Source organism: Rufibacter sp. JT3400010 (assembly GCF_054956755.1).
Genome location: NZ_JBUDXA010000001.1, coordinates 181686 through 195749 on the forward strand (window position 1 = coordinate 181686; position 14064 = coordinate 195749).

The 14064-nt window shown below is 50.8% G+C and carries 9 protein-coding genes; 7 read left to right on the forward strand and 2 right to left on the reverse strand.

The window, feature by feature from the left end; all coding sequences use genetic code 11:
- Positions 1-226: 226 nt before the first annotated feature.
- The 4 genes from ACY0JR_RS00750 to ACY0JR_RS00765 all read left to right on the forward strand — a co-directional run bounded on the left by ACY0JR_RS00750 (position 227) and on the right by ACY0JR_RS00765 (position 7420).
- Positions 227-3682, forward strand: coding sequence for a hypothetical protein (locus tag ACY0JR_RS00750; protein ID WP_462631876.1), 3456 nt, complete (start codon positions 227-229; stop codon positions 3680-3682).
- An 82-nt stretch (positions 3683-3764) separates the two neighbouring features.
- Entirely contained in the window at positions 3765-4805 is a 1041-nt protein-coding gene (locus tag ACY0JR_RS00755) for a hypothetical protein (RefSeq protein ID WP_462631877.1), read from the forward strand.
- Between the two features lie 200 nt (positions 4806-5005).
- Positions 5006-6754, forward strand: a complete 1749-nt coding sequence (locus ACY0JR_RS00760; RefSeq protein WP_462631878.1) for a hypothetical protein — start codon at positions 5006-5008, stop codon at positions 6752-6754.
- A 6-nt stretch (positions 6755-6760) separates the two neighbouring features.
- Positions 6761-7420 (forward strand): hypothetical protein, encoded by a 660-nt coding sequence (locus ACY0JR_RS00765; RefSeq protein ID WP_462631879.1) that lies wholly within the window; start codon positions 6761-6763, stop codon positions 7418-7420.
- A 207-nt stretch (positions 7421-7627) separates the two neighbouring features.
- Here ACY0JR_RS00765 and ACY0JR_RS00770 read toward each other — a convergent pair whose 3' ends face one another.
- Positions 7628-8719 carry a BamA/TamA family outer membrane protein gene (locus ACY0JR_RS00770; RefSeq protein ID WP_462631880.1) on the reverse strand — a complete coding sequence of 364 codons (1092 nt, stop codon included), beginning with the start codon at positions 8717-8719 and terminating at the stop codon, positions 7628-7630.
- 280 nt (positions 8720-8999) lie between these two features.
- Here ACY0JR_RS00770 and ACY0JR_RS00775 point away from each other — a divergent pair, with 280 nt between their 5' ends.
- The 3 genes from ACY0JR_RS00775 to ACY0JR_RS00785 are packed head-to-tail and all read left to right on the forward strand — an operon-like array spanning position 9000 to position 13148.
- Positions 9000-9704 carry an HD domain-containing protein gene (locus ACY0JR_RS00775; protein ID WP_462631881.1) on the forward strand — a complete coding sequence of 235 codons (705 nt, stop codon included), beginning with the start codon at positions 9000-9002 and terminating at the stop codon, positions 9702-9704.
- A 21-nt stretch (positions 9705-9725) separates the two neighbouring features.
- Positions 9726-11387: a M14 family metallopeptidase gene (locus ACY0JR_RS00780; protein ID WP_462631882.1), complete on the forward strand. Its 1662-nt coding sequence runs from the start codon at positions 9726-9728 to the stop codon at positions 11385-11387.
- A gap of 9 nt (positions 11388-11396) precedes the next feature.
- Complete coding sequence (locus tag ACY0JR_RS00785; protein ID WP_462631883.1) at positions 11397-13148, forward strand: M14 family metallopeptidase; 1752 nt, start codon at positions 11397-11399, stop codon at positions 13146-13148.
- A gap of 78 nt (positions 13149-13226) precedes the next feature.
- Here ACY0JR_RS00785 and ACY0JR_RS00790 read toward each other — a convergent pair whose 3' ends face one another.
- Positions 13227-13991, reverse strand: coding sequence for a hypothetical protein (locus ACY0JR_RS00790; RefSeq protein WP_462631884.1), 765 nt, complete (start codon positions 13989-13991; stop codon positions 13227-13229).
- Between the last annotated feature and the right edge of the window lie 73 nt (positions 13992-14064).

Consider the following 14064-nt stretch of genomic DNA (forward strand, 5'->3'; position numbering starts at 1 on the left):
GTTACTTCCGTGACTTTCAATAAAGATTCAGTAAGTCACGGAAGTAACTTCCGCGCCATAGCCTGATTTTTGTTTAGTGTTTAGGCCTTAGTTTTTAGAAAATGGCCTTAAAACAGAGATGTAAAAATACACATCCTCATCCTCAAAAAATGAAAAGAGAGGCACATTGAAAGCTTGATTGTTTTCAACCTCTTTTTACCAAAACATCTTTAAAACAGATTGATTTATGCCGAAAGTACTTCGTCTTCATAAAACCGGCTCTAACGTAGAAGGGTGGGCTAAAACCAGCCAGATTACCAGCACCGAGATTAAAGATATGGTGGATGGTGCCGGTGGCCGGGCTCAGAAGATAAACGCTTCCATTCCCACGCCTTTTGCCCGCATGCACCTGTTTGAAACAGCCTTCGACTTTGTCAAGCAAGGGGTCACCAGCACGCAGAACAGCATCTACCATAAGTTTGTTACCCATTTCTGGGACTTATGGGAACTGCTCTACAACCACCAGAGCTACGCGCAGGGCGGAAACAAAATAGTCATCAGGCGCTGGAACAAGCACCAGCAACTTTCAGCCATGCAGGCCAACCCGAACACTAATTTGTTGGGCAAAACGCTGGAGTTGTTCATGAATGACAGCCGGTTCAATGGCGTAGAAGACCTGTTCCTTTTTTACCTGGAATCTACATCGCCCCGAGGCGACCGTCACTTGCAGTTGTTGGGCGGTACTTCGCCGCTGACCTTCCTGTTTGTGTCGCCTAATGTACAGCCATTAGCTATAAACCGGGCGCAGAACGTAGGCGTGTACTTTGACAACAACTACATTGCCCTGAATGACCGCGAGCGTGATTTCCAAGAGTATGTACACAAGCTGTTCGTTTCCAATCCAGACTATATCCGTGCGTTTCCAGCGGTGTACAATGCCTTGGATGAGCATTTGCTGAAGAGTATCAGCATGTCGGGGGTAGTGGGGCAGAACACCATCGCCTCTGAGTACCTGCCCTTGGTAGATTTGCAGCAGAATCCGGTACACGTGGGGCACTTGCCTTTTTTGGTGAAGAAAGACCAAACCGCTGTGACCAGCAGTGATTTGTTTCTTCGGCCTACCAATCCCCTGTTCGCTGGTGACCGACCTATCGTGTTGAAGCCGGACTTGCGGTTAGCGCCGCATGTGAAATACGTGAACAACCTGGCCTGGCCCGCCAACACCAACGTGGGCTATTCAGACAGTAAAGAGATTGAAAGCCGCTCGTTACCTGGGGTTGGTTTCAACTACCCGTACCTCACCGTGAATGACCTGTTGCAGGAAACTATTGTGCAGGTGCCGTATGAAGTGAACACCGATAGATTTTTTAGCGGAACTGTGCTCTACCAGCCGGGTGTGACAGAGAAAGTATTCAATTACCTGTTGCCTGTTACCAGCCTGTATTTCCATTACTTTACACCGCATGATTTAGCCAATCATCTCACGTTCTATGTAGATGTAAACCACGTGCGCATCACCTTGCAAATCCCTACGGAGAAGGGCAACATTGTCTATGAGCGCAGCTACTATGATAACCCGCTAAACTCTAAAAATTCGCACGGTGAAGTTATTCCGGAGAAAGGCCATATCCTGAAATCAAGGGTAGGCATTGGCGTGTTTCCGTTCTACAAGTTCACTGATGCGCCTACCTACAATGACTTTTACAAAGTGATGTTGGTAGACGAGGACATTGACCCCTTGCTGGTAAACAAAAACCATGTGCTTAATTTCTATGCAGGCGGAAGACAGTTGGAACCCAGCGGTGGCCTTATTTCTGCCACCTTGCAGCGCCGAACCAAAAAGAGCAACAGCAGCGCGGGTAGTACTTACTATGAAATCAGGGGCACGCACTTTGATTACGCCGAGTTGGTGCATGCCGGCGTAGACGTGACCGGAAGAGCCTTGATTGTTCCCAAGTACCAGGAGGTGCAGCAGGGCATCCAAAGCTTTACGTTTGCCGTGGACTTCGGGACTTCCAACACGCACATCGCGTACACCTCGGGAGCCAACCAGCCGCCTAAAGAGTTTTCCATAACGGCCAACGACCAGCAGTTGGTGATGCTGAACAAACCGTCGGATGATTCTTCCTTAACGGATTACCAACGGTTCCACAAGCGTGGCTTCGGGCGTTTGTTTGCCGTTGAGACCTTGTTGAAACGGGAGTTTATCCCATTGATTGTTAATGCCGGAGGCTCGCTGTATTCATTCCCTACCAGAACAGCTACCTGCGAGTCCATCGACTTTGAAAACCAGATTCCGAGCTTGTTTGGGAACATCAACATTGGGTTCTCTATCAACACGGAGGGCACGCACCAGGACCAATACAAACAGAATTACCATACAGATTTGAAGTGGAGCGAAACGCTGTCAAACACCGGTAAACGCCGGATTGAAGCGTTCTTCACCGAAATCATGCTGCTCATCAAAAACAAAGTGGTTCTGAACCACGGCAACGTGGCCAACACCAAAGTGGTGTGGTTCGCGCCGTTGAGCTTTGACGATTACTCGCGCAACATGTTCCAGAACGTGTGGGATGGGGTTTACAGCTCCGTTTTCAAAAACGGCCGGAATACCGCCTGCATCACAGAGTCGGTGGCACCTTTCTACTTCCTGTCCAGAACCGGGGCGGTAGTGCCTAGCCAGGACGAGAACCTGATTAACGTAGACATAGGCGGCGGTACTACTGACGTGCTCTTGTTCACCAACCGCAAACCGTCGCACAGTGCCTCTTTCCGCTTCGCGGGCAACGACCTCTGGGGCGATGGCTTTGCCTCGGTGAAGACCAGCAAAGACAATGGCTTGCTGCAATACGGTGTGGCTCACGTGCTCCAGATTCCGCTCACCGAAGAAGGCAAGGAATACAAGAAGTTCCTGGAAACGGCGATGGATAACCCAGATTTCAACTCCGCGGATATCACCAGTTTGCTGTTCAGCTATGACAAAGAACTGCACTACAGCTCCCAACTGCTGCAAGCCAGACAACTGCGTCTGATGTTCTACCTGCACTTTGGGTCATTGATGTATCATTTGGCGCAGCTCACGCAGCAGATTGGAGCGCAGGTGCCACGTTATATCTGCTTCAGTGGACAAGGCAGTTTGTACATCAAGTTGCTGAGTGCGGGCAATAACCTGTCAAACGTGGAGCGCTATGCTAAAACCATCTTCCGGAAAGTAACGGGCCAGGAGCCTCCGGCCAACTTCAAACTGGTGTTGGTAGACAATCCTAAACAAGTAACCGCCAACGGCGGAGCCATGGCGCTGGAAGGCAACAACCTTTCTGACCTCACAGATATTCCCATCATGCGCCCTACGGGAGTTGCTACTGGTGAAAACGCTTTACAGCCGGTGAACAAAAGCCAGGTTACTTCAGCTCTTCGGCAGGAGGTTTTAAGCAATGTGATGGCTTGTCTGGAACTGTTATTAGATGATGCAGACATTGCCCCGCAGATGCGTTCCATGGGCGTAGAGGTTGACCCGCACTGGGTTCTGAACTTCATGCGCAACCACATTCAAGACAGCTACACCATGGTGCTGGAAGAAACCCTGCGCGGACTTTCTGACCGCGAGCTTATTCCAGAGACCATGTTCTTTATGCCTTTGAAACAGTCGTTGTACCTATTGTCTAAAGAACTTTACCAGCAACAGGTGGGCGCTTTGGTTTAAACTAAACAGATGCCTTGGGTACTTTCTTAAAAGTATTTGAGGCATCTTTACACATTCATCTATTATCAAATTTTAAGTCGGTATGGAATATGTACCTTATATCATTGCCATTCTTGCCCTTTTAGTGGCCGCATTCACCTTTTACAAAGCCAGTGGGCTGGTGTACCGCATTCAGTTACTGGAGAAAAAAAACCGTGAATTGGAAGCAGGCGTGAAAGCGCTGGAAAATCACATCAGAAGAAACAGCAAAAATCCGCAGCAAGAGAACCAGCGTAATCCGCGCGGCGGCCAACCAAACCAGCCCCAGGGGCGTGAGCCTAGACAACCGCAGGAACCTCGTCAGCCACAGGAGCCCCGCCAAAAGCAACCGCAGCAGGGAAGAGGTCAACAGCCGCAAGCAGAGCAAACCCGTGGCAATCAACAACAACCGCGTCAGCCGCAGGAGCCAAGACAAAAGCAGGAGGGACCGCAGCAACAAAGACCACCCAGAGAACCAAGAGAGCCCCGCGAGCCCAAAGAACAGCGTCAGCCGCAGGAGCCCCGTCAGAAACAACCGCAGCAGCAACCGGCACAACCGGCAGTGGCTGGCGGAACCCAACCGCAACGGGCACAGCAGCAACCGCAGCAAAAAAGAAACGAAAACCGCAGACGCGAACCATTGACTAACCTGGAAGTAGAAGGACCAGCTTCGGCGCAGCCAACGCCAGCACCAACCTTGGGAAGAGAGATTGTGGGCGATGATCTGCTCAACGAGTTAACCCAGCAAGTAACTCCGCAACCGCAGCCGCAACCCGAGGCACCCGTGAGCCGCACCCGCTATTCCATCATCCCCGAAGACGGCACCATCAAAACGCACCAATTGCAGCAACGCCCAGATTCAGATTCTTACCTGGAGATTGACGCCCCCGCCGAGGGTAGTTCCAGCACCAGTTACCGTTTCAATCTAGGCGGAAACCAGGCGTTTGTCATCTCCCAAGGAATGGACCGTCTGGAGAATGCTTTCTCTTTTGAAAAACCATCTAACCGTTTAGTAAGCCGCATTGTGCTACAAGGCGACGGCGTTCTAGTAAGAACCAGCAGCGGCTGGAAGATTCAGGAGAAAGCTAAAATTGATTTCCGGTAAGCTTAATGCCAGAAAAAATTTGACTCGTTGACCTTTCACCTGAAGGTGGAAAAAACCTGAGTAGAGGAACTGTTTTAAGTCTGTTTTGAAGGAAACGGGCTCAAAACGGTTCCTCTTCCTTTTACCTAATTGCTAAAGTAGGTCAGTTGAAACGCTCAAGAAGCGTTTTACAATGCCTAAATTTCTGTTACCTTACCTACATGGAATTCGTCTTTATTATTGAAGCGTTACTGGTCATCCTTATCATTGGGTACCAATGGCGCGTGTACCAGGCCAACCGAAACAAAATAAACGGCATTGAAAAACTCTTCCCCGCGAAAGAGAATCTGACCGTGGCCCGCCGGTCTTTGAGCGCCAGAGAACCACAGAAAGCTGCTGATACTTCCCTGGAAAAGCAATGGGACCGCCTGCTCTACGGAGAAGCGTTTCGGGAATTTTCGCCTACCAATCCGGTCATTAAAAAAATCATTGCGGTAGATGCCGAGGAACTGCACATTGAAGCCCAGAACGGTGAAACGCCCTTTTACACCATCAAAATTGAGAAGTTCAGGCAACTCCTGAATGACGGCAACATCTACCTGGTCAATGCACCGGCTCCGGTAATAGCAGAAACTGTGGAGGATGGCAATTATGTAGACCTGATTGAGGTGCAGGCCCCTTCACCCACGTTCCAGGGGATTCACAAAAGCACTAATGAGTACCTTCGGCTGAACAAAGGCGCCGCCGCCGATTTCAATATCCTGAAAGATGTGGCGGAACGGTACGCCGAGGCGCAGGACAACGAGGTGCAGTCTACCATTGCCACGCCGCTGTACGTGGGGTTGCTGGGTACTTTCTCGGGCGTGATTCTGGGGCTTTCTAGTCTGGTGTTTGCCGGTCTGGGAGGCTCGCCGGAAGACGGCACTTCTTTCATCACCGACCAGAACATTCCGTCTTTCCTGTTTGGGGTGCTCATTGCCATGGCCGGTAGTTTCTGCGGATTGCTGTTGACCATGATGGGCAACAACGCCCTCAAGAACGCCCGCAGCACCCGTGACCGCCACAAAAACGATTACTACACATTTCTGCAAACCCACCTGCTGCCTAAGCTCAACTCAGACATGTCGGCTAGTTTGGGCAACCTGAAATCGGTGCTGGATTCGTTTAACAAAGATTTTCTGGATAAGATTCTGGGCTTCCGCCCGATAGTGGAAACGCTCACCGACAACATCAGCACCCAGAAGGAATTCATCCAGAAGCTGGACCAGATTGGCTTCACCCAAATGGCTAACGCCAACTTGCAGGTGTTCGACAAGATAAAGGAAAGCGAGCGGCTGTTCCTGAATTTCCTGCAGTACCAAGAGGCCCTGAATGAATCGGTGCGCAAGGGCGGCGAACTCACCCAGAATATTTCCCAAGTACTGAGCCGTTTAACCAAACTGCAGGAAGGCTTTGACCAAGTGCCCACATATTTGCAGAAGCACGATGAAACCATTCAACGGCAAATCAATTTCTTCGCCCGGCATGAAGAAGAACTGGACACCATTGCCAATCGTACCGAGCAGTATTTTGACAAAGCAGCCCTGAAACTCACTGATTTGATGCAGGCCCGCTTGGAGCACCAGGAACGTGATGCCCAGAACGCCTACGAGAAATGGGGCGAACACTTCCGAAAACTGAACGAAGACAACCTTTACCAACGCATTCTGGATTACATGAAGCCGTTCCAGAGCCTCAATTACCAGCAAGACAACCTGAACCATCAGCAGCGTGATCTGGCGCAGGAGATAAAACAAACCAATGAACGCCTGCTCCGCAAGATTGACACCGACTCTGAGATTCAGCAGAAACTACTACAGCAACTGGCCGTGCTGAATGCCAACGTGGAGAAAAGCATGGAGCCGGGTCCCATCAAAGCAGCCATGGGCCGAATCTTTGGTACAGGCCAGAACAACGGCAGAAAGGCATAGCAGACCATGAACAAAGAAAACCGAGATTTCTTCTGGCCCAGCTACGTAGACCTCATGACCACGCTGTTCCTGATCATGCTGGTGCTGTTCGTGCTGAGTTTTAAAATGTTCCGGGACAAAGACGCAGAGAACCGCCGGAACATAGCCCAGATGCAGGTAGAGATACAGGAGAAACGCAAACTAGACGAGATAAAAGCTGCTCTCTCTCGCTTGGACGGACGTTATTTCCAGTACAACGAGAAGTACAAACGGCATGAGTTACTAGTGGATGTGTTGTTTGACCAAAGCAGCGCCACCATTCCGCAGCGTTCTTTAGCACCACTTCGCCGGGCGGGGCAGGAACTGAGCCGAGTGATCAATTCCATCAAAAACACAGATGTGAAGTACTTGATTGTCATTGACGGACGGGCCGCCAGTTTCGCCAAAGGCGATGCTCGTAACATCACCCAGCGGGAATACGCGTTGGAATTGAGCTACAAACGGGCCCTGGCTTTATTGCAGTTCTGGCGAAACGCGGGCATCAAATTTCCGGCCGACCGTATTGAACTGATTGCCTCAGGCAGCGGCTTTGAAGGAGCCGGCCGTACCGGCGATGTGCGGGATAGAAGATTTGTGATTCAGATTTTACCCAAGGTGGGTACGTTGGAAACGCGGGAGTTTAAGTAAGACACTGGACCTCTCTTCTTTGTCATCCTTATAGAATCTTGTGGGTAAACGGAAGTACCGCTTGATCAATACTTTTCTGTTTCGCGCACAAGATCTTTCCAAGATGACAAAGTTTAGCTGAAAAAATACTCTTGATTTAAACAGAAAGCCGCTGCAATGTTCTTTGCAGCGGCTTTCTGTTTTAAGGCTGTTCTTAGAAAAAGAAGTTTAAAACGCTTCAGCGAAGGAGAAGTAGAGGTACATGCCCTGGTTGGAGAAAGCGACATCGCCGCGCACCACCATACCTTCATCGTTCAGTTTGTAACGCAGGCCACCGCCCCCAGCCAGGTGGAATTTGTCTAACCCAAAATCTGGGATTCGTTTGGAAACCTGTCCGGCCCCGCCGAACAACGCGCCGCCAATGCGTCCTTTGATCGGGAAACGGTAATCCACTTGCCCTACAATGGCGTCTTCGTCTCTGAATCTTCCTTCCAGAAAACCCCGCATCACATTCACGCCGCCCAAAGGTGCCAGGTACTGGAAGGGCGCATCGCCCACGGTAAACGTGAAAAGTCCCTGAACCGCCAACACGCTTGGACCAACCGCCATGTACTTCCGGAGGTCAAGTTTATACCGCGTGAAGTTATCGTCGCCGCCCAGGTATTTCCCGAAGAACAAGGCCGAAAACTGGTGGTAATGGCCTTTGGAGGGAGTGTACACGTTGTTCCGGCTGTCTATCATGAGCACCGGTCCTAAGCCCGAAGCCAGCACGCCCTCGCTGCCTATGATAGTTTTCTGGGCTAACTGTCCGCCTTCCTCCACTTCAGGAATAGTTTCTCTCTTGAATTCATAGCGCGCGCCCAGGTAGACTCTTTTGAAGATCTGCTCCTCAAACTGCCCGAAGAAATTAACAGTGCGGCTGGTATAGGCTTCCTCGGCATCATCTGGCGACTCGTTGCCTATTCCGAAGAAAAAGTACGGATAGTCATTGTACTCCAACTGGGCGAAAAGATGCTGATCATTGTGCTTGCGCCAGACATCAGCGGTGAGGGTGGTCAGGATCTGTTTGCGGGTGGTGTACACCAACGTGGGCGAATAAAGGTCGGGGCGGTCTGTGGGCAACGTGCCTTTGGATTTGCGCACGTGCACCAGCTTGGTCCCAAACCCGAACTGCGTTTCGGGGGTGTAGTACGCCACCGGGTAGATGTTCCATTTTCGGTACGCTGGGGCCACCGAATCTGCGCGGCCTGTTTGAAGAGATTCAGGTGCGGCTTCCTGCGTGGCTTTAGATTGGGCAAAGGACGCAAAGCTCATTGCCATAAATGCCTGTATAAGTAGTTTTGTTTTCAAGGGGAGCATGTTAGTTGTCTGCGCCTCTATACGTGTTTACCACAAAAAAGAAATATAATTATCTCAGAATATCTACTTTATAGAATGGTTTGAGAATCGCATAAGCATCGGCCTAAAAACAACTTCTAGACAAATGGCGCTTGGTCTATGATTCTGGTGCACTTTTATCAAAACAGGCCAAAAGCTAGAATGTAACCGCGCCAGGCCATAACCGCGTGGGGCTTTGCGGATTTTTAAGTAGTTTTCGGACATGAACGCGGATGAACTGGTGGCAAAAACTGCCCAACACGTAGAAGAATTGTTTGCGGGCGAAGGCTCAGGCCATGATTGGTGGCACATAAAACGGGTTTGGCAAAATGCCTTACTCATCGCAAAACAGGAACCGGTAGACACAACCGTAGTGCAACTAGGAGCTTTGTTGCACGACATAGCCGATTGGAAATTTAACCAGGGAGACGAAGAAGCTGGACCAAGAGCCGCCCGGGAATGGCTACAAAAGCAGAACGCGCCAGAAGATCTGATGGAGAAAGTCTGCCAGATTGTAAGGGAAGTGACCTTCAAAGGCGCCGGGGTGGACACCACGCCCTCCACGCTTGAGGCCAAAGTGGTTCAGGACGCCGATAGGTTAGATGCCATTGGCGCCATCGGAATTGGGCGAGCCTTCGCATATGGAGGGCACAAAGGCAGGGAAATGTACCATCCCGCACAGGAGCCGCGTTTACATGCTTCTTTTGAGGAATACAAGAAGAACCATAGCCCCACACTCAACCATTTCTATGAAAAGCTTTTCCTGTTGAAAGACAGATTCAGCACCAACACCGGCCAGCAACTAGCGCAGGAGCGGCATGCCTATATGGAACAATTTGTGCAGATGTTCTTAAAAGAATGGCACGGAGAAGAAGAGCCACCTAAGCCCTTTCAAATTCCCGCCGCTGCTTCTGCTGCTATCTCCTAGCGTACTTTTGAGCATTCTTTCATGAATAAGATTATAAAAGCTTCCTTGTTGGGAATAGCTTTCACAGGTATCAGTTTGGGGGCATTCGCCCAGCGGGATTACCAGAGCTATACCCAGCTGACTGCCCGTTTGCAGAAATTGAGCACCCGGTACAGTACTATCGCGTCGTTGACCACCGTAGGGAAGACCGCTACCGGTAAAGAAATCTGGATGCTGACTTTGGGCCGTGACAACGCCGCCAACAAACCCGCCATTGTGGTAGCGGCTGGTCTTGACGGTCGGCAACTGGCCACCACAGAACTGACCATGCAAATGGCCGAGCAGATGCTGCAGGCGGCGGTGCTGCAAGATTCGGTCAGGGAGTTGTTGCAGTCCAAAACCTTCTACATCTTCCCCAACCTGAACCCAGATGCCTCTGAGCAATACCACGAAAAGCTGCGCTGGGAACGGGTAGGCAACGCCCAACCCGTAGACGATGATCGTGACGGGCGCATGTTTGAGGATCCCTTTGAAGACCTGAACAAAGACGGGCTCATTACCATGATGCGCGTGAAAAACCCGACCGGCATTTACCGCCCCTCGGCCGAAGACCCCAGAGTCATGGTCTTAGCCGATGTGACCAAAGGCGAGAAAGGCGAATACCACCTCTACACCGAAGGCATTGACAACGACAAAGACGGCAAGTGGAACGAAGACCCCGAAGGAGGCGTGCAATTCAACCGGAACTTCACCTTTGACTACCCTTACTTTCAGGAAGGCGCGGGCGAGCACCCCATGTCTGAACGCGAAACCAAGGCGTTCGCCGATTTTATGTACGAAGCCAAGAACGTGTACGCCGTCTTTCTCTTCGGGCCGGCCAACACCCTTTCTGAACCCTTGCGCTTTGACCGGGCCAAAGCCTCCAAACGCATTGTGAGCGGTTTGCTGGAGAAAGATGCGGCCGTTAATGACCAGATTTCCAAATTGTACAACAATTCCACTCGCCTGAAGAACGCCCCCAAGGCGGCCCCTTCGCCCGGCGATGTCTTGCAGTGGGCGTACTTCCATTACGGCCGGTTCAGCTACAGCACACCCGGCTGGTGGACGCCTAAAACGGTACTTTCAACAGACACTACCGGCGGCAAAACCCCTGAACTTCCTTCTGAAAACGAAGATGTCAATTTCCTGCGCTGGGCCAAAGCCAATGACATGGCCGGAACCTTCGTGAACTGGAAAGCCATCAAACACCCAGATTTCCCAGACCAGGTGGTGGAGATAGGAGGATTGGCCCCGTATGTGAAACAAACCCCGCCGGTGCACCTGCTGGAAACCATTGCGTTAAAGCATTTCAGGTTTTTCTCGGCGTACGCCAAATGGATGCCTTCGCTCCAAATTGTGAACATCAGCTCTGAGAAAGTAGCCGGAGGGCTCACCCGCATCACCGCCGATGTCTACAACCAGGGTTCCTTGCCCACCCATTCAGAAATAGGCGACCGTTCCCGGTGGGTACAGAAAGTGAAGGTGACGCTGCAGTTAAGCGATAACCAGAAATTGGTGTCGGGAAATAAGATTCAGTTAAGCAATGCCCTGGCCGGGGGCGAAAAATATCAGGTTTCCTGGTTGGTGAACGGAAAAGGTTATGTCTCCATCATCGCGCACAGCCCCACCGCCGGTAAACAAACCAAAGAAGTGTATTTACGCTAGTCGCTCGTCATGAAGAAAAGAAGTTTATCTATTGCGTTGCTGTCTTTCGGCCTCTTGGCTTCCGGCGTAACCACAACCCAAGCGCAGACGAGTGAACAGGTTTTCAGGGCAGCCGGTACGCCGCACAACCCCAAGGTAACCGTGAGCTGGAACCGGTACTATGACTATGACGGCCTCACAGAGATCTGCGCCAAATTAGCCAAAGCCTACCCAGACCTGGTGAAGCTTGAAACGATTGGGGATTCTTATGAGGGCCGCCGTATCTGGGCCTTGACCATCTCAGATTTTAACACCGGCGATCCAGACCGCAAACCAGCCATGTACATTGACGGAAACATCCACTCCAATGAAATTCAAGGTTCTGAGTTTGCACTGTACACGGCCTGGTATCTGGTAGAAAATTTTCAGGACAACACGTTCATTCAGGAGTTATTACAGCAGAAGACGTTCTACATCATTCCCACCATCAACCCAGATGCCCGGAACAACTTCATGCACAAGCCCAACAGCGCGCACTCGCCTCGCTCGGGCATGATTCCGTTGGATGATGACGGTGATGGCCTGGTAGACGAAGACCAGCCCGATGACCTGAACAAAGACGGAAATATCACCTTTATGCGCCGCAAGTCACCTAATGGCAGGTACGTGCTGGACCCGCAGAATCCCTTGCGCCTTATTCCGGCCAAGCCAGACCAGCCCGGCGAATACGAATTGCTGGGCTACGAAGGACTGGACAATGACGGCGACGGCAAAGTGAACGAAGACCCGCCGGGTTATTATGACCCCAACCGCGACTGGGGCTGGAACTGGCAACCAGATTACATTCAGCGCGGAGCGTACAAATACCCGTTTTCTATTCCAGAGAACCGGGCCGTGAAAGACTTTGTGCTGCGCCACCCCAACATTGCCGGAGCCCAGAGTTACCATAACAACGGGGGCATGATTCTGCGCGGCCCCGGCGCAGAAGAAGACCAGAACACTTATAACCGGGATGACAACCAGGTCTATGATTTGCTGGGAAAATACGCTGAGCAGATCATTCCAGGGTACACCTACATGGTGGTGTACAAAGATTTATACTCAGCCTTCGGCGGAGAACTGGACTGGTTTCACGGTGCCCGCGGCATCTTCACCTTTTCCAATGAGTTAATGTCGCCGTACCTGCAGTTTGACCGGAAAGGAATCAGCGGAACGGAGCGGGAAGCCGAACAGTATGACTTCAACAAGATGCTGCTCTTCAATGACGCGTTTGTGGAGTGGACTTCGTTTGACCACCCTACCTACGGCCAAGTGGAAATTGGCGGCTTCAAGAAGAATTATCCCCGGGCGCACCCCGGTTTTCTATTGGAGGAAGACGCGCACCGCAACATGGCGTTCACCGTGTACCAGGCGTATCAACTGCCGCAGTTGGTCGTCCAGGAAGTACAAACAAAGAAACTCTCTAACGGCCTCACCGAAGTAACCGCCACCGTGGCCAATACCCGCATCATTCCCACGCACTCCAGCCAGGACCTGAAATACCGCATTGAACGCCCCGACTACATTTCACTGCGGGATTCAACCGTTGTGGCTGGCATGGTTCTGGAAAACGCTGACCTGAACCTGGGCAAGGAACAGAAACTAAATCCCGCAAGGCTAGAAATTCCTAACATCCCGGGCATGGGTTACATCAAAGTCCGCTGGATTGTGAACGCGAACAAACCCAATCTGCAGGTAGAAGTAGACAGCCGCAAAGGAGGTGTAGTAAGCAGACGTTTCTAACCTGGTTTTGATGAAATGGGTAGAAAACAGAAAAGGCGGCTTTTAGGCCGCCTTTTCTGTTTTCAGGCTAAAATCTGGTTACAGCGTTTGTAAATAAGCCAAGGTTTTGATCAGGTCTGCTTCAGAAGACATCGCTAATTTCTGGCTGGTAATAAAGGACTTGAGTTGCGCCTCTTTATCGGGGAACACATCAATGATTGACTTACGGTTAAGTTTAACCTTTTGCATTTTACCATTCGCGACAACGTAATAGCTGGTTTCGTTCACCAGTTCGTCATACGTCTGCCCAGAACTGTAGCCGCCTTTGAAGTTCGCGTCTATCTTAGTTTTGGCGGTTCTTTTCAGAAAAGCCACTTTGCCATTGGGGCTTTCGTGCAGAACTGCGAAGAATTCGTTCCTTAGTTTGGGTTCAAGGGTCTGCGCCTCCTTGATGCGTTTAAAAGGGAGGGGTTCGCCGGTAGGCGATTCCAGACTGAAGGAAACCACCGGCGCGGTACTGATCTGGAAGGTGTCTTTCGTTTGTGCGCTTATGGCTACCAGCACATTGGAGAATACATCATATTTCAGCTTCAGGTCTTTAAAGACCTCTGTTTTACCGGTATTATCAGTTTTCATCTCTACATGCCCGGTAGACCATTGATCACTGAAGAAAGGACTTCCTTTCAGTCCCTCGTAGCGGTTATCATAGACCTGCACATTTCCTCCCGCACCCGCAGATGCCAATCTGTTTAAGTTCATTTGGGCCGCCGCTCCCTGCGGCACATTGCCTTGTGCAAGAACAAGGGAAGGATAGGTAAGCCCAAGGGCTACTACTGAAAAGGTTTTAACAAAGGGAATTTTCATATAAACAACAGATAGCCAGGTTTAGAAGCTTTGTCTAATATACACAACCTCTTACAATAAACAAGCCAGTAAA